Origin of the sequence: Kamptonema sp. UHCC 0994 (assembly GCF_029167235.1) — a bacterium.
In the GTDB taxonomy this organism is placed as follows: Bacteria; Cyanobacteriota; Cyanobacteriia; order Cyanobacteriales; family Microcoleaceae; genus Kamptonema.
Genome location: NZ_JARFTR010000301.1, coordinates 26370 through 49719 on the forward strand (window position 1 = coordinate 26370; position 23350 = coordinate 49719).

A 23350-nucleotide genomic window follows, 5' to 3' on the forward strand; every position below is an offset into this window, starting at 1 on the left:
TAGTTAAGATTGTTGTAGTCGATATATTGATTGTGACTGAAGTGAGTCTAATTTCACCTCTGCCTGTGGGTGTAAGAAGCAGGAAAAAATAAGGAGAAAAAGAAAAAATAATAAATATACATAGTATGATTTTTAGCTATCTGTTTTTTGCCTTTAATAAGGTGATTTGCCGATAGTTTTCTTCTATCTGAAGGCAGATTTATTTCTTCATTAATGCTGAGTGCTAGCTTGTCAGAACGCTTACTATATAAGGCTTTCTAATTTCTAGTTTCTAATTTCTAATTTTTAATTGATTATTACCTCTGTAGGAAGGTGATTCTAGCTCTCAAATCTTGATATTAATAAGCTGGAACAATTTACAAGCGAAAAAAATATGACATCAACGACTACCAGCGTTAACAGCACTCATACTCTCTCAGGAAATACTCAAGAAATTGTTCAGGCAATTGACGCTTTGAGTACCGATGAAAAACTGGCACTGCTTTACTTTATTTATGAAAAAATGGGCGGTTCAATTACACCAGCAGCTCCGGTAGCAGCAGAACCAGAATTAGCGCCAGTATTGCTAGAAAATTTCTATAGCCTGTTACCTGAGCAGCAGTTAAATGTGATGCGAGCTATTGTCAAGGGCGAGGATACAGAATATTCTCGCGCTTACGGTGCTCTTACTGCTAATAACAAGTTATTGGTGTGGTATGCTTGGGCTGTGGATATGGGTGATACTGTTGTGAATTTGCCGAAGGGTTATCAGACTACTCAAGTTGTTAATAATGCTTTGAGTAAGATTGAAGGTCTTGATTTTGAACAGCAAATTTCTCTACTGCGGGATGTTGCTGATACTATGGGTTTCAGCGACGTTAAACCAATTGCTAGTCAGGCTGAAGTTGGTAAAACGGCAAGTCTTTAACATTGTTAATTGTTAACTGTTAACTGTTAACCGTTAACTGTTATCTGTAATGTCGCCAATCGGCGCGGTTTCTTTACCGCCAAGATGGCGGCATTTCTTCCTCTCTTCCTCTCTTCCCTAGCCCCTAGCCCCTAGCCCCTAGCCCCTATTAAGAAGTTACTTGGCGCGGCAATTCCAGGCGAAATAATGAGCCTTTTCCTACTTTACTTTCAACATTAATTGTACCCTTCATTAAATCAATTAAAGAGGCTGTCATAGCTAAGCCTAAACCAGTGCCGGGATATTTGCGCTTTGTAGTTTGATCTACTTGCCGAAACTTTTCAAAAATGTGCGTAATTTCAGTTTCAGATATGCCAATTCCCGTATCCCGAATGTCAATCGCCAGTCGATCGACACTTAATTCTGAGACATGGATGTAAATACTTCCTATCTCTGTAAATTTAACAGCATTAGAAAGTAAATTTATCAAAACTTGCCGCAGACGAGACTTGTCATTAACAATATAGGAGTTGTCCAAATATATGTAGACAGACATTGCTAAATTTTTCTCATTGGCTAGAGCTCCAAATTCTAAAGCTGTACACAATACTAAATTTGCTAAATCAAATTCTTCAACTTCTAATCCAGTGCGACCGGCCTCAATTTTCGAGAGGTCAAGGATATTATTAATTAGCGCCAGCAGATTTTTGCCATTGTTAAGAATGCGCTGGATCATGTCTGTTTGCCGAGGGGTAATCGGATTTTGGCGTTGGCGTAGCAATAGCTCAGAAAATCCGATAATTGCATTCATGGGAGTACGCAATTCGTGAGAGATTGTGGTTAAAAACTGTGATTTTAACCGCGCTGCTTCTAACAGTTGCAAATTTTGCAATTCAATTTGTTGACGCTGGCTTTCTAGTTCTTGGTTCTGGCGAAGTAAAGTTTGATTTTGAGATTCTAAAAGCTCTTCTCGTTTTTCTAAAGCCTCGATTAATTGAGCATTATTAATCGCGATCGCGGCTTGTTTTCCCACCGCCGTAAGTAGGTGTTGAGCTTCTGGGTTAAAGGCGTTAGTATTCTCCCAGTTACCGATCGCGATCGCGCCTAATCTTCCCGCTGATGCTGACTCGATCGCCACTGCATAAATAACAGCAGGAACTCCTTCCTGTAAGGATTCTACCGTTGAATCCGATCGCATCAATTCTGAGTGTCCAGTGACAAATACCCGCAACAGCAACCTATTCCCAATTGTATCAAGGGGTTTACCTAGGGGGAGATTTTCTGTACCCCTCCCCGCCGCCGCCGTTAAGTTTAATTGATGGCGATCTGGATCGGAGAGTACAATCAGACAAAACTGGGCTCCTGCGATCGCAGAGACTACTGCATCTACCATCACTTGTAATAGACTATGCAAATCCCTTACACGCTGGTTCAGTAGATTTGTCAATCGCTGAAGCGTTCGCAATTGCTGCTGATGTTCGTCTAAAATTGACAAAGCTTGACGTAAATCTTCTCCTCTCTTCTGAGCTTCCCCGTAAAGCAGTGCTTTTTCAACTGCGATCGCAGCACGACGAGCCAAGTCTTCGGCTAAAGTTAGAGCACCATTAGTATATAAATGACCTGACTGAGCGCGAACGAATAATATTGAGCCAAAAGTACGATTTCCCAAGCGAATCGGTAAGCACAGATAAGAGCGAAAACAAAGCGATCGCAGTAACATTAAATGGTCGGCATCATCGGCAATAGTTGCTAGCTGAGCATCCGAAATCTCGAAACAAGCATCCGTAATACCTGTCCGTAACCCTTGCAAATAACTGTAAACCCCATCAGCTCCAACAGGATAGCGCTGCTGTAACTCCCAGACTAAAGATTCTTGCGACATTTCTGCGTGAGCGACGGCGATCGTGCGACAATCCCCTTCAGAATTGGTGACATTAATCGCGCACCAATCAGCGAAATAAGGCACTATTAACTTAGCCAAATTTTCTAGCGTTGTCTTCACATCTAGAGAAGCGCCCAAAATCGCACTCGCCTGGGCCAGGAAATATACCGCTTCCTCTGGAAGTTTGGGTATAGTTTCCATTCTCACCTGCAACGGTTGAGTTTCTTTGAATTGGTCAATATCTGTGTAAGTTCCTATCCACTCAAGCACTTCGCCGCTGTCTGCTGTAACGGGAGTTGCGATCGCAGCAACCCAACCGTAAGCGCCACAGTTTCGTAGCAAGCGAAATTCGATTTCATAGCTGGTTTCGCGAGTAAGAGCTTGCTGAATAGAGGCGATGGTGCGATCGCGATCTTCTGGGTGGATAAACTTAATAAACCCAAAACCCAAAGCTTCTGTTTGCGACGAACCTGTATATTCCTGCCACTGCGGATTAAAATAAGTGATAGCGCCACCAGCGTTTGCGATCCAAACTACGTGGGGGAGTTTATCCAAGTAGCTCAAGCGGGATTCTGACTTCAAAAGACCATCAGGGGTAATTCCTAGGTGCGATCGCGCGGGCCTGATTTCCTCCCCCGATTGATTGGGGGAGGAAGAACGATCGTCGTTGGGGTTATTCATAACTGCTTTTTATAAAAAATTTCAAGTGGCCGCAGGGTTCTTAACTTAAATAGCCTTACAGCTAATTTCGTTGAGTGTAGCAGCCCCAATGAGAGCTTAAAAAGATTCTATAATTAAAATTTATCGGAGCTGGAGAATCTCAACCTCTATCAAGAGGCTGACAAAGTAAGTGAGAATAGTGCAAGATGTCAGTTAAAATCTAGCTGGGACTACTCAGGGGGTAACAACTGGCAAAAGTGGCGATCGCACAAGGCACTAGATAATTAAGTTGGCAATCATGCCATTACTGGGTATATTTAGAGGGATGCCTGAGCTTGTCAAACTGTAAATCAGGGTCGATTCTCGCATCAACTCGGCTTCATTGAGTCCGTTGCTGATATTATAAAACTTGAGCTTGCTATTGAAAGATGACTAAAATTCGCGTTGCTTTGGTGGAAGATCACGATTTGACTAGAGTTGGTATTCGGACAGCTTTACAACAGCGTGACGGGATAGAAGTAGTAGGCGATGCCGCCAATGCCACTGAGGGTCTAAAATTGCTTCAGTCTAGTAAGCCTGACGTTGCGATCGTAGACATTGGTTTACCTGATTTTGATGGCATTGAATTGACACAAAAATTTAAAAATTCAATAGCCAAAGGCTCAGATCCAGATACGAAGGTGTTAATCTTGACTTTTCAAGATAATGAAGAGGAAGTGCTAGCAGCTTTTGCCGCCGGTGCTGATTCTTACTGCATGAAAGATATCAGTTTTGACCAGTTGCTAGATGTAGTGAAAGTTACTCACGAAGGCAACTCTTGGATCGATCCAGCTATTGCTAGAATTGTCCTCAAACAGGCTCGTACAGAGGCTCAGACCCCAGCAGAAGAGCAAAAATCTGAACATAAAAAAGTAACAATTAATGCTGCTGAACCTGAGTTTAGTCACATCATCGAAACTTACCCGTTGACGGAGCGGGAGTTAGAAGTTTTAGAGCTAATTGTACAGGGGTATAGCAACGCTGCGATCGCAGAAAAGTTATATATTACTGTTGGCACAGTTAAGACTCACGTTCGTAATATTTTGAACAAGCTCTGTGCTGACGATCGCACGCAAGCTGCTGTGCTTGCCTTACGGTCGGGATTAGTAGGATAAATTAGGGAAATTATGAGTTTTGAGTTTTGAGTTTTGAGTTTTGAATTAAAGACTTTTTTTAATTGCAAACGTCAAAATTTTCACTCATAATATCATATTTTTCTCAAAGCTAGCAGCACAAAAGTTGTAGTTCTAATATAGCAACCGCCAGGGCGATTAGGGCAAGTACAACTGTTACCTTTAGTCCTGAATCCTTTACAGAGTAACCTCTTCCTCTTCTCTCTTCCCTAGCCCCTAGCCCCTAGCCCCTAGCCCCTAGCTATAGTTGTAGGGTGAGCGCCGCTATAAAGTATATTAATCGCAACTTACAGTATACATTTGAGCCGCGCCACCTGACAATTAAAGTTTACATAACTATTCCTCTAGATAGATGACAATATTCGCTATTTAGTATGGGAATACAAAGTTACTGTAATAAGTATTCTTTTCCCTTGCTTGTTCTTCCTTTTCCCTTACATTCTTCCTTGTTCTTAACGTTCTAAAAATCTTTAGGAATAGATCGGCATATTGAAATCCTATACTCCAGAAAGATGCCTGAGTTCGCTTTAATTTGCCACAATTAAGATATCAACTTCAAAATATCTTAAATCAAAAGGTCATTATGGCTAGTCCAATTGAATTCAAGCTGTTTGCTCCCTACAACAAAGGAGCTGCCTTGATCGGGACTTTTTCTAACTGGGAAGAAATTCCAATGGAAAAAGGCGAGGATGGTTATTTCCGTACTCAAGTTGAATTGGAAGATGGCAGTTACCAATATAAATTTAAAATTCAGTCAAAAAGTTGGTTTGTAGAACCAGATCAATGGCTAGAAATAGTCGATCCCTACGCTACCGACATTGATAACCCCACCCAAAACGGTATTGTCCGCATCAAAGACGGCGATCGCGTAGTCGATACCTACGTCTGGAAACACGATGACAAACCGTTACCAAGCGATCGCGAATTAGTCATCTACGAGCTCCACGTCGCCGACTTTTCCGGTGGCGAAGACGATCCCTTCGCACGCGGCAAATACAAGCACGTCGTCGAAAAATTAGATTACCTGTGCGATCTCGGCATCAACGCGATCGAACTAATGCCAATCAAAGAATATCCCGGCGATTACAGTTGGGGTTATAACCCCCGCTACTTCTTCGCAACAGAATCTAGCTATGGTACCACAGAAGGCTTAAAAAAACTGATCGATGAGTGTCACGGTCGCGGCATCCGTGTAATCATGGATGGGATTTACAACCACTCAGAATCATCTAGTCCCCTCACCCAGATCGATCACGATTTATGGTATCACCACTCTCCCCGCGATCCTGACAACAACTGGGGGCCAGAATTCAACTACGATCTCTACGATGAAAATCTAGATTTAAAACCTGCGTGGAACTTTATTAGAGACGTAGTACGTTTCTGGGTGCAAGAATATCATATTGATGGCATTCGCTACGATGCGGCGCGGCAAATTGCCAACTACGATTTCATGCACTGGATAACTAAAGAAGCAAAAGAAGCTGCCGGCCCGAAACCCTTTTATAACATTGCCGAATACATTCCCGACGATCCTAGCATCACGAATGTAGACGGCCCAATGGATGGCTGCTGGCACGATAGTTTCTATCACACTATTATCGAATATCTCTGCGGTCAACCCGTCGATCTAGAAAATCTCAAAGATATCATTGACTGCAAGCGCCAAGGCTATATGGGTGCTACGAATGTCGTCAATTATCTGACAAATCACGACCACAATCACGTCATGGCAGAATTAGGCGATCGCGGCATCTTGGATGAAGCAGCATTTAAGCGGGCGAAGTTAGGAGCTGCGATATTGATGACAGCAGTTGGCGTACCATTGCTATGGATGGGTGAAGAGTTTGGCGAGTACAAATACAAAACAATTGAACAAGCTAAAATCGATTGGACGCTGTTAGGAAATGACTTGAATAGTGGCTTGTTTCAATATTACAAAGGCTTGATTCACCTCCGTAGAGAAAACCACGCGCTATACACGGAAAATATCGAATTTTTCCATGAAGATCCTGACTCAAAGGTGCTCGCTTACACTCGCTGGAATGATGAAGGCTCTCGCGTTGTGGTTGTCGTAAACTTTTCAGATAACTATTTAGCTGGCTATAGCGTTCCGAACTTTCCCGCTAATGGAAATTGGCACGAGTGGACTGGCAATTACGATGTTGAATCTGGCGATGGCCATATTATGATCGATCTGTCAGAATACGAAGCTAAAGTGTTTGTTTGGCAGTAATTTAGGTTGGTGGTTTGATGGCGATTGAAATCGCATCTACACAAATTAAACCCGCCTGCGCGGGTTTCAAAGAAAGATGGTAAAACCAAATTTTGTATTCAGTCCGCGCAGGCGGACTTCGTTTGTGTAGACGCGATTTCAATCGCCAGAATACTTCACAAAACCGTCCCAATTTCTTTCAAATAAACTCGTGTAAATGGTTCCCCATCCCCCAGAGTATACTGTTCCATCAAACCCTTACGGCGGATAGCAATACTCGCATCTTCCCTCACAACTAAAGTAGAGTCATCAAGGAGATCCCGCGCCAACACCCGATCGGTTTCCGTAGGATTATTTAGCACTACCATCTTGCTACCTTGGTAAAACATTCCTTGCTCTTCCAAAACACTTTCTGGATATTCAGCAATTAGTAAATCTAACTTGGGATTCCGTAGTAAACTTTGTACATTGAGGTTATAGTCTTTATTCAGAAACTTCTCCGAGCGGTTGACAAAAACACCATCGCGGCAAATACCACCAATAGTCCAATCTGGGTGTTGTAACAGAATATAGTCAATAGTTTCTTGCAATTCTTGAACTGAAATCCGGTTAAAGGTAATAATTGGTATTCGCGCTGCATTACTAGATTCAAAGAAAGTTTCTAGAATGTTAGAAGGGACATTAACGCTTTCACCAACGGCAGGATTAAGGTGCATAAAAATGCCCGGAGCCGCATTAATTTCTAAGATCGCAAAATTCCCTTCTTTCCAAGATTGACCGAGATTTGGGGAGATAACATCTACACCCAAACAAGTCAGCCGAAAAAGTTGAGCAATATCTTGAGCAAGAATGATATTGTCTGGGTGAAGAGTGGGGGTAGCATCAATGCTAACGCCGCCTGCTGAAAGGTTAGCAACTTTGCGAAGATAGACAGTGCGATCGCTCTCAATTATGCTCTCCAGAGACAATCCCTGTTCCTCCAAATACATCTCCATCGCCTCATCACACTGAATTTTACTTAGCGGTGAAGTTGGCGTATCTAAACGCGCCTGCGTCCGATTTTCGCGCCGTATTAAATCGCGAATAGGCAATCGCCCATCTCCCACAACCGAAGCGGGACGGCGTTCAGTTGCAGCCACAAATCTACCATTAACACACAATAAGCGAAAGTCAGCACCTTTAAAACTTTTCTCAACAATAATTCGCACAGATTCTTGCTCTGGAATCGCCTTCAGTGCTCTGTTAAAAGCGGCTTCTAATTCGTCAGCATCCTGCACATCAGCCGTTACCCCAATTCCTTTATGACCAACTACAGGTTTCACTGCAACTGGATAGCCAATCTCTCTGGCAGCCGCGATCGCTCCATTTTCAGTAGTAACAATATCGCCTTTAGGTACTGGAAAACCTAACGTTTCCAGAAATGCTTTACAGTCATCTTTACGAGTAGTAAAATCTGAATCTAAATGGCTATCAGAGTCAAAAGTAGTTGCTTGACCGCGAACTAATTTTTTGCCATAACCGTACTGCATTAATCCTTCATCCCACAGATAAAAACTGGGAATACCTTTTTGCGTAGCCTCGCGCATTAGAGAATAGACAGTTGGCCCGCCATAAACTGATTGGCTGAACATATTTTGCAGCACGCTGATTTGTTCTTCTAAGGGGAAGTCTTGGTCTTGATTAATTGCTTCAAACCAATCCCAAACGGCGTAAACTACCGCCCTGGCCGTGCGTGCGTGGATGGCTTCGATGCTAATCCGATGATAATGACCATAATCCTTGACATTCCAGGATTTGAAGTGTAAATTTATATCTAGTTTCCCGACTTCGGAAGCAGTGCGGGCGAATAACTGGGCGTAAGATTCGTAAGTTTCGCCTAGTAGCTGCGGGTAGCGATCGCCTATTGCCTCCAGATAGTCTGCGATCGGCAGAGGTTCTCTAGCATCAGTCACAGCGAAATCGAATACTAAAGCCGCCGTCTCCAAATATGGGTTCGGCCCCATATAGTGTTTGAAATTAAAAATATCAAACACATCGCTTTTCCTCGCATTCACGCGGACTGTATCTGCGATTTTCTCTTGCAGCATTGAACACCTACTTTGAACTAAAAGTTTATTATTACTTTATGGTCACTACATTTTCAACTATCTAAAGGCATAGGCAATAAGAGATATTTTTTAGTGTTGAGTTATGAATAAAAAAGCTTCGTTTCTAAATGTCTGCAAACTATAACTTACGAGTGATGGCAGAGTGAGTTAAGCTATAGGTCAATAAAAGATAGAATTAAAAAGGAAGCAGGATTATGAACATGACAAAAACTGCTATCAGAGATCGAGTGCATGAATTGGCTGAGAAAGCCTTTCACAGAAAACTGATTTCTGGCTATGGCGACGGGCAAGACTCTAACGAGTACCAAATTGTCTGGAATGGCAAACCCCGACATCTGTCATTAGAAGAAGCACTTTCTTTATTAACCATGTTGATTGACCAAGCACAATAATTGAAGATTCGCATAAAAAATAAACCGTTAACTGTTAGTTGTTAACGGTTAACTGCTAACTGTTAGCCGTTAACTTTTAGGTGTTAAAATTCACCCGTCAATTCTGTATTAATCTATACCTTGCGATAGTTTGAGAGTTGAAAACGGTCATGGTTTATTAACATATAGGCGAACAAAGGAGATTTTATGACTTTAAGTGAAAATGGTGGGCAATTATTAATTATTGGCGGTGCCGAAGACAAAGAGGGTGATTGTAAAATCCTCCGCGAATTCGTGCGACGGGCTGGAGGTATCAAAGCCCGAATTGCGATCATGACGGCGGCGACGAGCTTGCCTGGAGAAGTAGGAGATAATTATATCAGAGTATTTGAGCGGCTGGGAGCAGAAGACGTGCGAGTTGTTGATACTCAGCAGCGAGAAGATGCCAATAACCCCGATGCTTTAGAAGCAATTGAACAGGCAACTGGCGTATTTTTTACTGGCGGAGATCAGGCGCGGATTACTAGCTGTTTGAAGGGCACAGAACTGGATGCTGCTATTCACAAACGCTTCTCAGAAGGTATCGTCGTAGGTGGGACTAGCGCCGGAGCTGCGATGATGCCTGATATTATGATTATTGAAGGAGAATCGGAGACAAATCCTCGCGTTGATGTAGTAGCAATGGGGCCAGGAATGGGTTTTCTGCCGGGGGTGGTAATCGACCAGCATTTTGCACAGCGCGGTCGTTTGGGACGCTTAGTTTCAGCACTAGCACAACAACCGGCAGTCTTGGGATTTGGTATTGATGAAAATACTGCGATCGCAGTCAGCGGCGAGGAGTTTGAAGTGATCGGCGAAGGCGCTGTTACTGTGATCGACGAATCAGAAAAAACCCATGATAATTTAGATGGACTTTTGAAAGATGAAGCTTTGGCAGTTTGCGGCGCAAGGCTACATATTTTGCCTCATGGATATCGCTTTAATTTGAAAACTCGCCAGCCTATTTTGAGTCAGGAAAATCAACCAACTGCACAAGTAAGGGAGGTAGCGCCCGCGCGGTAAGATATTAGTACAAATACGGTGAATGGGTAAGCAGTAGATGCTATTTCCGTTTGAATATTCAATTTGAATATCTTGCCCATTCACCTAGCAAATTCACCTAGCAAAGTTTAATTTTTCAGCAGCAGGAATTCAAGCAATTCTTTGATCGTCCTCAAAGGATTGCTGCACCTCGCTAGTCGCTATTAAGTTCCAGCCTTGAACTTTTAATTTCTGAAATGTTGCCCATCCTTTAGAGCCTCCGGGTTCGAGATAGTCCGGTGCAGCGAATTGCCCAAAAGCTGTATAGGGCCGCCAGGGTTGATTCGGTGCTGTCCGCAAGTGTAAAATCTTTTCTTGGTTTTCACTTCCTAGGCGGGGCAACCAGCACATTTGCTTTAACATGATCGAACTCCTCAATCTCATAAGGGTCAATTTGTTGCGATCCCAAATTTTACTTTGTGACTCCCTTGATGCCTATCGTGCTGCATAATAAGAAGGAAGGATAAGAAAAACCTTTAACCAATTACTGCTTATCGATTGAGCGGCAGTCAGTAAAGCTAATTTGGGTGGAGAAGGTTTCCTAGTAGTTGGCTAGAAAATAAGTGCAGCACTGGAGGAAGCAAGAATTATAAAGGCTGCACCAAGGCTCAAACTATAAAGGAGGGGAATCCACTGGATTGATTTCTCCATTTTTTCTCCTCTTGGTTTACAATTACATCCTCATTTTCTCCTTTTCCGGATTGGGCAACATCCTTCTAAGGTATAACCTGTAGTTCTAAAAAAATTGTTTCTTAAGTTACAAATTAGTCAATTAAGCTAAATTTATTTGATTTTTCGATATAATACGATGAGTTCTGTTACCAGCTTTGTTATTTTCTCTCTATCGGCAGATGGCATATCAGTTTTGTCAACCTTAAATTGTATTTAGACGAACATTACTAGAGGATAATCAGCGATGGGTTGGCTGCAAAGACTATTTGGTTTAGAAAAACCCCATAATGAGGAAGTCCCTGCTCCTCAATCTGCTGCTCAATCTGCTCCTGCTCAAGCATCGGCAACTAGAGTTGCTACGGCGACGGAGACTATTCCAGCGGAGCGAGTGGGATTGAATGGAGAATACGATCAAAGCGGCTTGGCTAAGCGTGTAGCTCTTGCTTTCGATCAAAATCCTGAAGTTGCAGACATCGATAGTGTATATGTCGCTCAACTGGGTAGCACTGTGGTGTTAAAAGGGAAAGTTTCTAGTCAGGAAGTTCTTAATAAATTGGTAAATCTTGCTAGAGGTGTTAAGGGTGCTACTGGCGTTGAAACTAATCAAGTTACTATCGGCTAGAGTAGCTATTTGGCTGGGGATGAGGTATGAGATTGTCTCGGTGTAGGGACTTTCCTTAGTAAAGGCGATCGCTCCGAGATCCGAAAAGTTTTGGCTCTAGCGCGATCGCTAGAGCCAAAAGAAAACCCTAACTCCTGTTTGCAAAGCCGACTCAACAGCGGTGAAAATTTTTATCTTCTTAACCTCATCAATTTGCTGTAGACTTAGTTATGCGATCGAGTCCCTTCGTAGAGCCATTCAACTCTACAGCAAATTTATGACTGAGGAAACCTTAGAGCCTACTCGCGGTCAATTAGAACGAAAGCTATCGCAGCGCATACTTGCTCTGTACCGCTCTCAGTTGGGACATCAGCCAACTCAAGTGAGTTGTAATCTTGTGGATCAAAAGCTGATAATAGTGTTGGAAAATGCTATTACCCCACCGGAACAGCTTTTAGCCAAAAACGGTCAAGAAGGTTTGGCTCACCAGGTGCGCTCCGAGTTGGAAACTGTGATTCAGTCGCAACTTAAGGAACTAATCGAGAAAGTTCTAGATGTGACTGTTACCGATTTGCTTAACGATACAACTTTAGAGACAGGAAGGACTGGAACGATCGCGATTTTAAAGGCTACCCCCAAATTTCGCGATGTTGTTACCAAGTCTAAGACCAAACCAGAAACGGTTTCTAGTGGAGATGGCGGCGGATAGTTATTTCTAAATTGTCTAGATTAAAAGGTTTACAAATGTAGTCAGTACAACCGGCTAAGAAAATGCGATCGCGGTCTTCGGGTGTTGCCAATGATGTAACGGCTATAATCGGAATATCTACAAGTTTTGGGTCTTGCTTGATTTGGTAGATTAATTCAATTCCGTTTATATCTGGCAGGCAAATATCTAGTAAAATTAAATCGGGCTGGCGATCGCGGATAACGCCGAGTGTGGTCTTCCCATCAAGAGCTCCCACACAGGAGCAACCGAACAAATCGAGAATTTGGCTCATTAATTCTAAGTTATCGATATCGTCATCTACGGCCAAAACTAAAGGTTGTTTGTCAATTTTATTTTGACCCATGCTCAACGTATATTCCGAATCTGCACTCAGAGTAGAGTAAATCATAAACTTGCAAAATTCTGTTCTAGCAAAGTGTGGAACGAGGCATTCCTGAAGTGGCGAAGCGGCACTTTAGACAGACTGGCTCGTGTTTATGATTGGTAAGTTGGCAGTCAAGACTGGATTTAAGCTCAAAAGCGTCCATCTGACAGCCAAGCTACTAACAAATTTATATTTTCAGTCGTTTTGCAGAAAATATAAAGAAATTATAAAGCAATGAGTCTTTAAGTGGTGTATTCCGATATACAACACTGGTGCAGTTGGGTTGAGGCTGCTTTTAACGATGTCGCCAATATTGCATAATTCCCCGTCGAAGCTCATCTATCTAGAGTAGTATTTGCTCTGGGAGAAAGATTCACCAATTTACTTATTGAGAGATTGCAGTATTTATACTTTCAATTTCATGGACAGTCCCCGGTTTAAAGACAGGGGGTTTTCAGGATATTTTTTATCAATTATAGTCTGTAGCCACATAAAAAACTACTTGTATCAAGAGCATCGAGTCGTCTTCCTAGCAAAGGTTGGCGACTTTTGTTTGAGATTTAATAAAAATTTTAAATTTTGTTCAACCTTTTTAATATTTACCCCCTAAAACTCCTACTATCGAAGAAAGCAAAGTGTATTCAATGTCACACTCAGAAGCGCGACAGCAACTCGTAAATGGCTGTTTTCAGCCCAGGAGATAGAAGGGGATGGCTAACAGAAAACTTAGACAAATATCAAGCTCAGCAATGGGGCGGGAGAGTTTGCTTAACCGAATTACTACTCGTATTCGCCGTTCCCTAGAACTGCAAGAAATTCTGACAACAACAGCGCGAGAAATCCGTTCTTTTTTAGACACCGATCGCGTTAAAATTTATCGCTTCGATCCCGATGCCAGCGGTGAGGTAATTGCCGAATCAATTCACGGTAAAAGTTTACCATCTCTGCTGGGTCTTCATTTTCCGGCGACGGACATTCCGCCTCACGCCCGTGAAATGTTTGTCAAAGCCCGCCAGCGAGTGATTGTAGACGTAGTGTCTCGGCATCAAACAATTAACAGGTTAGATTGCCCGGAAACAGGGGAAAGTTTAGCGATCGAGGATATCCGCTACGCCATTGCTGATTCTTGCCATGTTGAGTACCTGAGTGCTATGGGGGTACGTTCTTCGCTGACTGTACCCATATTACATCAAAATCGGCTGTGGGGGTTGTTGGTAGCTCACCATAGTAAACCTCGGCAATTCAGCGATCGCGAGTTGAAAATAGTGCAGTTGCTTGTGGATCAAGTCTCAATTGCGATCGCGCAATCTTCTCTGCTAAGCCAAGCTAGACAACAAGCTCGTGACGAAGCGATCGTCAATCAAATTAGCAGTCTGCTACATTCCCCCCTTGACATCACAGAAATTCGGCAAATTGTTCTCGAACAAACAGTTAAAGCCTTATCTGGTTCTGGGGGTAGATTGTACATTACAGCCGATCCAACTGGTCAGCCTGCTCAGCATTATATCTACGGTGTACAGCCCCAGGAGGAATGGATTGAAGAAAGCCTTTTTTGGCAGCAAACCATGAGAGTTTTTAATCAAGAGGAACCAGATGCGACCTCCAACCAAAATCAAAAAGAAGATGATTTTTTCAACCCGGTAATATCTGGAGAAGATGGAAAAATAGACTTAACTTTTCATGGTTCTATTCTATCACATATTTACACTATTCCTGATATTTACCAAGAGCCTCAATTAGAGTCTTTAATCTCGGCTTTCCAATCAGTTCCCATTCGCTCGATACTGATCGTACCCTTGGAATACCGCCAACAGTGTGTGGGATGTTTAACTATATTTCGCAGCGAGATAGAAACTGATACTTTATGGGCAGGGCGCTGGAATCGAGATGAGCGCAACAATTTACCCCGTAATTCCTTTGAAGCATGGCGAGAAGTCAGAACTGGAGAGGCACAACAGTGGAATAGCGATGAAGTAAAACTCGCAAAATCACTGGGAATTCATCTCTACATGGCGGTGATGCAAAAACGGGTTGAAGGGATGGTAAGGCATCAAGCTTCTCACGATCAACTGACTGGTTTAGCTAATAGGTTGTTATTTAATGAAAGATTATCTCTAGCTCTGGCTAATGCCAATCAGCGCGGGGAAATGCTAGCAGTCGTATTTCTCGACTTGGATGGATTTAAACACATTAACGATACTCTTGGTCATGCCGTTGGCGACCAATTACTACAATGTGTTGCCCACCGTTTAATTACCTCTCTACGGACGGGAGATATTATTGCTAGGTGGGGTGGAGACGAATTCACTTTTTTACTTTCTCATATTAAATGTGCAGAGGATACTGCCAAGATTTGTCAGGTAATTCTGCACAGTCTTAAAACTCCTTTTCACCTGGAAGATCGAGAACTTTACATTAAAGCTAGTTTGGGAATTGCTCTCGCTCCTTATGACGGAGAAGATGCCGATACGCTACTGAAAAATGCCGATGCTGCTATGTATAGAGCTAAACAACAAGGGAGGAATAATTATCAGTTGTATAGCCCCGCTATCGGTAGTAAAGCCTTTGATAGACTGGTATTAGAAAATAATCTCTATAAAGCTTTAGAGCGCAAAGAGTTTCTGCTATATTACCAGCCACAAATTGACTTAAATACTGGTATGATTATGGGTGTGGAAGCTCTGCTCCGTTGGCACCATCCCGAACGAGGATTGATTCCTCCGAATGAATTTATCCCTTTAGCGGAAGAAACTGGATTAATTTGTCCAATTGGGGAATGGGTAATGCGGACTGCTTGCGCTCAAAATAAAGCGTGGCAGTTAGCTGGGCTACCACCAATTCGGATGGCAGTTAATCTTTCGGCTCGTCAGTTCCAGCAAACAAATCTGGTAAAAACTATTTCACAAATTTTAGAAGAAAGCCAGCTTAAACCTGAATATTTAGAAATAGAAATTACTGAGAGTATTGCTGTGCGAGATGTTGAGTTTACTATTGTGATTCTACGGCAGTTGCGTCAGATGGGTATTCATATTTCTATGGATGATTTTGGCACTGGTTACTCTTCGCTGTCTTCTCTGAAACATTTGCCGTTAGACAATTTAAAAATTGACCAGTCTTTTGTGAAGGAGCTGATGAGCGATCGGAATGATGCGGCTATTATTAAGGTAGTGTTAGCTCTAGGTCATGGTCTGAAATTGAAGGTAATTGCTGAGGGGGTGGAAACATTGGATCAGTTGCAATTTTTGCGAGCGATTAAGTGTGATGGTGCACAGGGATATTTCTTTAGTAAACCTTTGCCTGCTCAGGCGGTGACGCAAATGTGGAAAATTGGTAATTGGTAATTGGTAATTGGTAATTGGTAATTGGTAATTGGTAATTGGTAATTGGTAATTGGTAATTGGTAATTGGTAATTGTTGGTTAAAATAAAAATCTTGTCGGGTATTGCTACCTTTAAGCAGTAAACTTATATAGACAGGAATTACCCATTACCAATTACCAATTACCAATGTCTTTACAATCTATTAGTGTTCCAGCAAAAAATACTCAAACACCTGTGGGTGTGATTGTTACATTGCACGGATGGGGTGCGAATGGTGATGATTTGGCATCGTTAGTTCCAGTGCTGAATTTACCTGATTACCAGTTCGAGTTTCCAGACGCACCTTTTCCTCATCCTCAAGTACCGGGAGGGAAAATGTGGTATGATTTGCAGACGAAAGAATATCGAGGTTTAGCTGAAAGTCGGCAAATGCTGAGTGATTGGCTGCTGTCTCTAGAAAGTAAGATTGGGATACCTTTGTCTAGGACGATTTTGGCCGGTTTTTCCCAAGGTGGGGCGATGACTTTGGATGTGGGGTTAAGTTTGCCTTTGGCAAGTTTAATTTGTCTGAGTGGATATTTGCACTCTGTGCCTCAACTTTATAGCAATGTTTTACCGCCGACTTTGATTGTACATGGCAGGCAAGATACGGTTGTGCCTTTGAGTGCGGGGGTGCGATCGCGAGAGGATTTGACTGCTTTGGGTGTGCCGGTACAATATCGTGAATTTGATATGGGGCATGAGATCCGACCGGAAGTGATAGATTTAATGCGAAGTTTTGTTGTGGAAACTATGCCGAAAACGAGTTAAAGGTTTAGGATAGAGTGTGGATCTTTAACGAGACTCCGCAGAAGTAATGCTTAAGGCAGATGCCGATTCAAGGAAGGTGCAAACGATGAAGACTTTGATCAAAGCATCGCGTGATATTGCTGCACTGACTTCGGATGATGTGGCAAAGTTGGCCACTCGTTTGGAGGAAGATGATTACACCGATCCTTTTGAGGGATTAAATGATTGGCATTTGTTACGGGCTATAGCCTTTCAGCGTCCAGAGTTAGCCGAACCCTATTTCCACCTGCTGGATATGGAAGCTTACGATGAAGCTTAACTGAAGATCGAGTTAGTTATTATTTTTCTGGCGAAGGTTAATAATTCTGGCGAATAGAATTCGCGACTACACAAACGAAGTCCGCCTGCGCGAACTGAAAATCGGTTGAGAGAATAGAACCCGCGCAGGCGGGTTTTATCTGTGTAGCTGCGGTTTTAACCGCCGCGTCAATAATTCCTGGTAGTATGAATGGCAGAAAGATTTTAATTGGGATTAGCGGTGGTATTGCGGCTTATAAAGTCTGCGAAGTGGTTTCAACTTTGGCTAAGGCGGGGACACAAGTAAGGGTAATTCTCACTGATGCGGCGCAAGAGTTTATTACTCCTTTGAGTTTAGCTACTTTGTCTCGCCATCCCGCTTATACCGATCGCGATTTTTGGCAACCTACACACTCGCGCCCGCTACATATTGAGTTGGGAGAATGGGCGGAAATTTTGGTAATTGCGCCGCTGACGGCTAATACTTTGGCGAAGTTGGCGGGGGGTTTGGCGGATAATTTACTGACAAATACTGTTTTGGCTTCTCGTTGTCCCATTTTGTTGGCCCCGGCGATGAATACGGATATGTGGGAACAGTTGGCGGTGCAGCGAAATTGGCAGCAGGTATTGACAGATGAGCGGTTTTGTGGTATTCAGCCGAGTTCTGGGATTTTAGCTTGCGATCGCGTGGGTGCCGGTCGGATGGCAGAACCAAGTGAGATTTTAGCGCACATTGAATCGTTGCTGCATACTGGGGGCAAGCGAGATTTAAAGGGTAAGCGGGTGTTAATTAGTGCGGGGGGAACGCGGGAACACCTCGATCCGGTGCGGTTTATCGGCAATCCTTCGAGTGGTAAGATGGGAATTGCTTTGGCTGTGGCTGCTTTGCATCGAGGGGCGGCGGTGACTTTGGTACATACTATGGATGAGGCTTTGTTGCCTAGGGGAGTTGTCAGGGCGATCGCGGTGGTGAGTGCTGAAGAAATGCGGGAGGCGATGTTATCATGCTTCCCGGAGGCGGATGTAACGGTGATGGCGGCGGCGGTGGCGGATGTGCGGCCGAGGGATTCTGTTAGTGAGAAGTTGCCAAAGCGATCGCTTCCTAGTTCTTTGGCTTTAGAAGTTGTGCCTGATATCTTAGCTGAATTGGGGAGTTTGAAGCAAGCTGGTCAGAAGTTAATCGGTTTTGCAGCACAAACTGGCGATATTGTCAAGCCAGCCTTGGAGAAGTTGGAAAGGAAGAAATTAGATGCGATCGCAGCTAATCCAATTGATAAAATAGGTGCGGGTTTTAATAGCGATACTAATCAGGCGATTTTGATTAATTCTCATGGGAAACAGGTGGAAGTTTTGCCTTGTAGTAAGTTGGAAATGGCGCACCGTTTGTATGATTTTGTGTTAGGAGAATAGGGGAGAAATAGTTAGGAGAATAGGGGAGAAATAGCCTGGGCGATTGAAATCGCGGCTACACAAGCAAAGTCCGCCTGCGCGGACTAATATTTATTATACAGCCGCCGCGTAAATATTTAAGCGCTTTCATTAATAGTAGTAGCAACTTTAACAGATTCCTCAGTCATCAATTCATCATCTTTAACTGTAACGGCCAACCTAAAACCTAAAGCATCCAGTAACTCAACAAAAGCATAAATTTCTGCACAACCACTCGCCGTCAGCAACTTGTCAAGTTTCTCATGTTTCAGTTGAGTTGAATCGGCCAGATTATTCATTCTACTACGAGCCTCAACCACTTTTCTAACTGCATTACGCAGTAGTGCAGGTTCAGGATTTTTTTCCTCCAAAATCGCCTCAATAAAGCCGGCAGCGTGTCCCGAATCTTTTAAAGACTCAATCAGAAACTCGTCGTAGCTATCACTCTTAGGCATTTTAACTTTTTGCATAATCTTCCCAATACTCCTTAGCTTTCTCAATATCTTGTTGTTGCGTACTTTTATCACCGCCACAAAGGAGAAGTACAATAGTTTCTCCTAATTGACCAAAATAGATCCGGTATCCAGGGCCATAATTAATTCTAAGTTCCCAGACACCTTCTCCAACTGACCGAGAATCTCCCAGGTTGCCGATACGAACTCGCTCAAGCCTTGACTCGATTTTATTTTTAACATTGCGATCTCGCAAACAATTGTACCACTCTAAGAAAGGGATTTTACCCTCTGGTGTAATGTAACGTCGAATTTCTCTGGGTTGCACTTCCATAATTTTACCGCACTCGTTCGCTAATTTCTATAGTAGAGGCAATCCGCACCCATTTATAAAACAAATCATACTTAAGACAGAGACATTTGATTGATTATCAAGTAAATCTTAGTAGAGGAACGTCAGGTTCAAAAAGAGCATCACCATGAATTTCAAATTAATAGGGAAAGCGAATCTACTACTTAGCAGCCTAATAGTTACCCTGGGAATTTCCACACTCCCAGCATCAGCACAGCAAGTTTCCAATGCCCAAGTTTCCGCACTCGTGGAAGCCCTGCGACAAGCCGCACCACCCAACTCTCCCAATGATGGAATGTACAGCCAATGGCAAATTTTACCAGGCAATATTCCCCGCTGGTCAAAATTATGTATTAAACAGGAATTAACACCGCAACAATTTGAGGCAGACACCGCAAAAGCGCGGTCAGTTATTACCTGTATAGTGGGCGATACCCTGCGCGACGAATACAAAGCTAGCGGTAACAATGAATTAGCAGCAGTACGTCGTTCAGCTTGTTGGTGGATGACAGGAAAATCGACAGCTTGTACGAGTGGCGACACTGCTACCTATGTCCAAAAAGTTGTCAATTTTTATCAGCAACAGCGGAAAAAGAAGTGAAATCAGCGCTCAGAAAAAACAAGTGAAGCGATCGGGAAAAATGCTCCGTAACGCCGCCCTCTGGGCGGTTATTTACCGCCTAGAAAGCGGCGTTACGAAGCTGAAAAAATAAGAAATTTTTATTTCAATTACCCCTTTTCAACTTGACTCCTCATCAACCGCTGTACGCTCACCAAAGCCCGATTTAATTCATAACTCTTACGTTCAGGATTCTGTAAATAAGCCTGCTGTTCCTCCTCAATCATCTGCACATCCTGACGCACTAAACCATCCAATAACTTTTGCGCTGCACCAAATAAACTATCCTTAATAAATCGACGAAACCACACAGGCAACTTATGCAAACGCCAAAAAGCATTTAATGATGTAAAATGAATCAAATAAGCCTTAGTTTCTGTCGCACTAACCGGACAAACTAAACAATAAATCTTAAAATCATTACCCAAAGTAGAAACCCAGTGCGGGTAAACATAACTCACATCTAGCGGTTCTGGGTGGAGGCGACGCAAAGCCGGGAAAAACAACTGAGAAACCGAGCAAATTTTATCTATTTTATAATAACTTTGAGCTTGATAATGAGCATCAATTCGATAATTATTTTCATCTAAATCATGTAATACGGGATCGGCCCAAGCTTGCCAGTTTTGATGCAAGTGACCATGATACATATCCATCAAATTTTCAATTAAAAATGAATAGTGTGCCTGACAATTAATTACTGAAACAGTCGCAATATAGTTAAGATGTTCCCACTCTGGTAAACCTAAGATAGAAACCTGTTCTGCTTTGATTTCATCCCCAGGAAATACCCAGATAAAACCGTCTTGTTCTTTAACTGGAAAAGAGCGAATTTTGCAGCTAGGCAACTTTTGATTATCTGCTAAATAATCCACTTCTGCACATTCACCACTAGGATTAAAGCGCCATCCATGATAAGCACATTCTATTAAATCACCCTTTACTTGACCGTGACTCAGTTTAACTTGCCGATGAGGACATCTATCTTCTAATGCTATAATTTTGCTGGTACTGTCGCGATAAATAACTATTGGTTGATTCCAGATAGTAACGGCTAAAGGTTGAGTTTTTACCTCGTTACTTCCTGCAACTACATACCAGGAATTGTAGTTAATACCTAACTGGCGAATATGATTATTTTGAGTAGTCAAAGTTGGATACTGCATTGTTAGTTGTTAGTTGTTGTTATCATGTTGAGGCAATAAATCGGGTTTCTTTACATAATTTCTGATTTAGTCCGCGCAGGCGGACTTTGTTTGTGTAGTAGCGATTTCAATCGCCGAATGATTAAGGAAGTATCTAACAGTTAACGGTTAATAGTTAACCGTTAACAAAATTTAGATTTTCAAGAATCCCTCTGGATTCACAGTTAGGAGAGTTCGTTTTTGCAATCCCTCCTGATGTATAATCTCATTAGCTGCTAACAAACCACTGCTAACTGCTCTTTCCATTAAACCACAAGGAAACGGCATTTTCACCCAATCCCCAGCAAACAAAAGATTAGGCACATTGCAGGAAGTTTGCGGGCGTTCCGCATAACTTCCCGGTGGATAACCGGAAAAATTCTTTTGATTTACCAGTTCCCGATGCAGCATCTTAGCCTCTTTCAGTGGTGGCACAATTTCATAGAGTTCTGCTTCAAAAGTAGCCAGCAAAACTTGCTGATTCGGAAATTGTTTCTCTTTGTAACAGTAAGCGTGTAATTCTACAACACTACCACCTGTTTTCTGATGCCACTCGATAAATTGATCTTGAATTCGGTGATAAAGTGTGATACTATCGGTCAGTTGATAACCCGATAGCGAAGTAAAATTGCTGTGTTCCCAATCAAAATCGCGGTCAAACCAGAAGCGGCCAACAGCAAAAGGATCTGCTACATTTAACTTTTCTATCTGACTTTGTACCGACTGATTCACCTCACCACTCATCAAGGTAAACAGGTGTTGCACCCCCGGCACATCAGTAGCAAAAACATAGTAATCTGCCTGCACTGTTTCTGTGAAATCCTTGACAGGAGAATTATTAATACTGGCTACTAATTGTACCTCATCTTTCTGACGCTGAACCACCTTAAAACGTGGTAAATCTCTTTGAGCTGGCCCTGCTATAACGCGCCCTTGATTATCAAAAATTGCTCCGTGACAAGGACAATGAAATTTACCATCATTCTCTCGTTGAACTGTACAACCTTGGTGAGTGCAGGTGAGAGAGATTGCATCTTTTCCATCCGCAGTCGTGGCAAACACGCTATCTCCTGCCCCCAAATATTCCGTACCTGAGCTATCATTAAGCATCGGGTTTTTCTGTACCCAAAAAGGGACATTACTCTGCACATCTCCTGATTGATAACTCAGAGAATTAATCTTGCTATTTTTCCAATTAATTTCGCTAACTGTGACATCAGTTAAAACTTTTCCGCCTTTACTTTCAATTGCCTTAGCAATAGGGTTAACCAAACTTGTACCCATATCTTGCCGCGTACCGTTGAAGGCTAAACCCTCTGGATTTCCAAAAAAATAGAAGTGGAAAAATTGCATTAATTCTCCCACACTCAGTCGATCGGGAGCATTGAGGCTAGACTTAGCAAAGGGTAGAAAATACAAGTCATAAAGCCCTCGCGGAAACTCATCTTTTACCCAGTCAGCAACAGATATATCATCAAGTCGCTGAAAACTTTTCTGAGCTTGAAAGCCGCCAATTTCCTTAAAAACTTCCCAATGAGCAGGTTTTGTGAGATCGATTCCCCACCGCAAACGGTTGGGAGATGCTACTGCTAAATCAACTACATTCCAGGGAAAAGCTGAATGGCTGGGACGGAAGACTTCAGGCTTGTATTTGCCATCTCGAAAGACAACAGCGTAGGATTCTAAAGAAAGAAAATTTTCGGTAATTTTCAGTTCTTTAACTATGCTATTGAGGTTATAATATTGAGGGAAGAAACCGTGAAATCCGTGTTCCATCATAAAACTTTCGTTGCCAACTTGTATCGGCCAACTAGCAATTTTGCCGCCGAGTTGGGGCGATCGCTCCAAAAGAGTCACGGTAAAACCCCTCTGGGAAAGTTCGTAAGCACAGGCAAGGCCTGCTAAGCCAGCCCCAACAACCACAACGCTTGTGGGACGGTTCAGCAGTCGCGGCAAGTTCAAAGTATCTTGCTCAAAAACGGCTGGCTGGGGCTTCGAGAAACGGGAGTAGCTCAGCATTCCTCCGGCGGCACCCACACCAAGCAATTTTAGGGCTGTCCGTCGAGAAACTGGTTGCGATCGCGGTGAATTCAATTGACTCATACGTACAATATTTTTGACTAAAATTAACTATATACCTTTGCCTATATAAATTTAAAAAAGAATCA

20 protein-coding genes are annotated in these 23350 nt (G+C 42.7%); 12 read left to right on the forward strand and 8 right to left on the reverse strand.

The features are described from left to right. Positions 1–373: 373 nt before the first annotated feature. Positions 374–907 (forward strand): orange carotenoid protein N-terminal domain-containing protein, encoded by a 534-nt coding sequence (locus tag PY364_RS27145; protein WP_275570829.1) that lies wholly within the window; start codon positions 374–376, stop codon positions 905–907. A gap of 148 nt (positions 908–1055) precedes the next feature. Here the strand turns inward: PY364_RS27145 and PY364_RS27150 are convergent, their stop codons facing one another. Further along, positions 1056–3449 (reverse strand): ATP-binding protein, encoded by a 2394-nt coding sequence (locus PY364_RS27150; protein WP_275570830.1) that lies wholly within the window; start codon positions 3447–3449, stop codon positions 1056–1058. 407 nt (positions 3450–3856) lie between these two features. Here PY364_RS27150 and PY364_RS27155 point away from each other — a divergent pair, with 407 nt between their 5' ends. Then, on the forward strand, positions 3857–4582 hold the full coding sequence (locus PY364_RS27155; RefSeq protein WP_275570831.1) for a response regulator transcription factor: 726 nt from the start codon (positions 3857–3859) through the stop codon (positions 4580–4582). Between the two features lie 601 nt (positions 4583–5183). Further along, positions 5184–6836 (forward strand): alpha-amylase family glycosyl hydrolase, encoded by a 1653-nt coding sequence (locus PY364_RS27160; RefSeq protein WP_275570832.1) that lies wholly within the window; start codon positions 5184–5186, stop codon positions 6834–6836. Positions 6837–6991: 155 nt separating this feature from the next. On the opposite strand, the gene PY364_RS27165 is transcribed toward PY364_RS27160, so the two are convergent. After that, entirely contained in the window at positions 6992–8902 is a 1911-nt protein-coding gene (locus PY364_RS27165) for an acetate--CoA ligase family protein (RefSeq protein WP_275570833.1), read from the reverse strand. A gap of 215 nt (positions 8903–9117) precedes the next feature. Here PY364_RS27165 and PY364_RS27170 point away from each other — a divergent pair, with 215 nt between their 5' ends. Together PY364_RS27170 and PY364_RS27175 are read left to right on the forward strand one after the other, a co-directional pair. Beyond that, positions 9118–9315, forward strand: a complete 198-nt coding sequence (locus PY364_RS27170; protein ID WP_275570834.1) for a hypothetical protein — start codon at positions 9118–9120, stop codon at positions 9313–9315. 186 nt (positions 9316–9501) lie between these two features. Next, on the forward strand, positions 9502–10356 hold the full coding sequence (locus PY364_RS27175; protein ID WP_275570835.1) for a cyanophycinase: 855 nt from the start codon (positions 9502–9504) through the stop codon (positions 10354–10356). Between the two features lie 129 nt (positions 10357–10485). On the opposite strand, the gene PY364_RS27180 is transcribed toward PY364_RS27175, so the two are convergent. Next, on the reverse strand, positions 10486–10737 hold the full coding sequence (locus tag PY364_RS27180; RefSeq protein WP_275570836.1) for a hypothetical protein: 252 nt from the start codon (positions 10735–10737) through the stop codon (positions 10486–10488). 553 nt (positions 10738–11290) lie between these two features. Between PY364_RS27180 and PY364_RS27185 the strand changes: the two genes are divergently transcribed. Next, entirely contained in the window at positions 11291–11668 is a 378-nt protein-coding gene (locus tag PY364_RS27185; protein WP_275570837.1) for a BON domain-containing protein, read from the forward strand. Positions 11669–11924: 256 nt separating this feature from the next. Continuing rightward, positions 11925–12356 (forward strand): DUF2294 domain-containing protein, encoded by a 432-nt coding sequence (locus tag PY364_RS27190; protein ID WP_275570838.1) that lies wholly within the window; start codon positions 11925–11927, stop codon positions 12354–12356. Here PY364_RS27190 and PY364_RS27195 read toward each other — a convergent pair. Further along, positions 12334–12765, reverse strand: a complete 432-nt coding sequence (locus PY364_RS27195) for a response regulator (RefSeq protein WP_275570839.1) — start codon at positions 12763–12765, stop codon at positions 12334–12336. The two genes, PY364_RS27190 and PY364_RS27195, sit on opposite strands and share 23 nt — an antisense overlap. 686 nt (positions 12766–13451) lie before the next feature. Between PY364_RS27195 and PY364_RS27200 the strand changes: the two genes are divergently transcribed. From PY364_RS27200 to coaBC, 4 genes are all read left to right on the forward strand, one after another. Beyond that, positions 13452–16082, forward strand: coding sequence for an EAL domain-containing protein (locus PY364_RS27200; RefSeq protein WP_275570840.1), 2631 nt, complete (start codon positions 13452–13454; stop codon positions 16080–16082). Between the two features lie 165 nt (positions 16083–16247). Then, positions 16248–16871: an alpha/beta hydrolase gene (locus PY364_RS27205; RefSeq protein WP_275570841.1), complete on the forward strand. Its 624-nt coding sequence runs from the start codon at positions 16248–16250 to the stop codon at positions 16869–16871. 85 nt (positions 16872–16956) lie between these two features. Beyond that, on the forward strand, positions 16957–17169 hold the full coding sequence (locus PY364_RS27210) for a DUF2555 domain-containing protein (protein WP_275570842.1): 213 nt from the start codon (positions 16957–16959) through the stop codon (positions 17167–17169). A 185-nt stretch (positions 17170–17354) separates the two neighbouring features. Further along, positions 17355–18557 (forward strand): bifunctional phosphopantothenoylcysteine decarboxylase/phosphopantothenate--cysteine ligase CoaBC, encoded by a 1203-nt coding sequence (gene coaBC / locus PY364_RS27215; protein ID WP_275570843.1) that lies wholly within the window; start codon positions 17355–17357, stop codon positions 18555–18557. 116 nt (positions 18558–18673) lie between these two features. Here the strand turns inward: coaBC and PY364_RS27220 are convergent, their stop codons facing one another. Continuing rightward, positions 18674–19030: a transcriptional regulator gene (locus tag PY364_RS27220; RefSeq protein WP_343279013.1), complete on the reverse strand. Its 357-nt coding sequence runs from the start codon at positions 19028–19030 to the stop codon at positions 18674–18676. 1 nt (position 19031) lies between these two features. Continuing rightward, on the reverse strand, positions 19032–19361 hold the full coding sequence (locus PY364_RS27225) for a type II toxin-antitoxin system RelE/ParE family toxin (RefSeq protein WP_275570845.1): 330 nt from the start codon (positions 19359–19361) through the stop codon (positions 19032–19034). Between the two features lie 145 nt (positions 19362–19506). Between PY364_RS27225 and PY364_RS27230 the strand changes: the two genes are divergently transcribed. Beyond that, positions 19507–19980 carry a hypothetical protein gene (locus PY364_RS27230; RefSeq protein WP_275570846.1) on the forward strand — a complete coding sequence of 158 codons (474 nt, stop codon included), beginning with the start codon at positions 19507–19509 and terminating at the stop codon, positions 19978–19980. Between the two features lie 128 nt (positions 19981–20108). Here the strand turns inward: PY364_RS27230 and PY364_RS27235 are convergent, their stop codons facing one another. Next, positions 20109–21164, reverse strand: a complete 1056-nt coding sequence (locus tag PY364_RS27235; protein ID WP_275570847.1) for an aromatic ring-hydroxylating dioxygenase subunit alpha — start codon at positions 21162–21164, stop codon at positions 20109–20111. 171 nt (positions 21165–21335) lie between these two features. Next, positions 21336–23285, reverse strand: a complete 1950-nt coding sequence (locus PY364_RS27240) for an FAD-dependent oxidoreductase (RefSeq protein ID WP_275570848.1) — start codon at positions 23283–23285, stop codon at positions 21336–21338. Between the last annotated feature and the right edge of the window lie 65 nt (positions 23286–23350).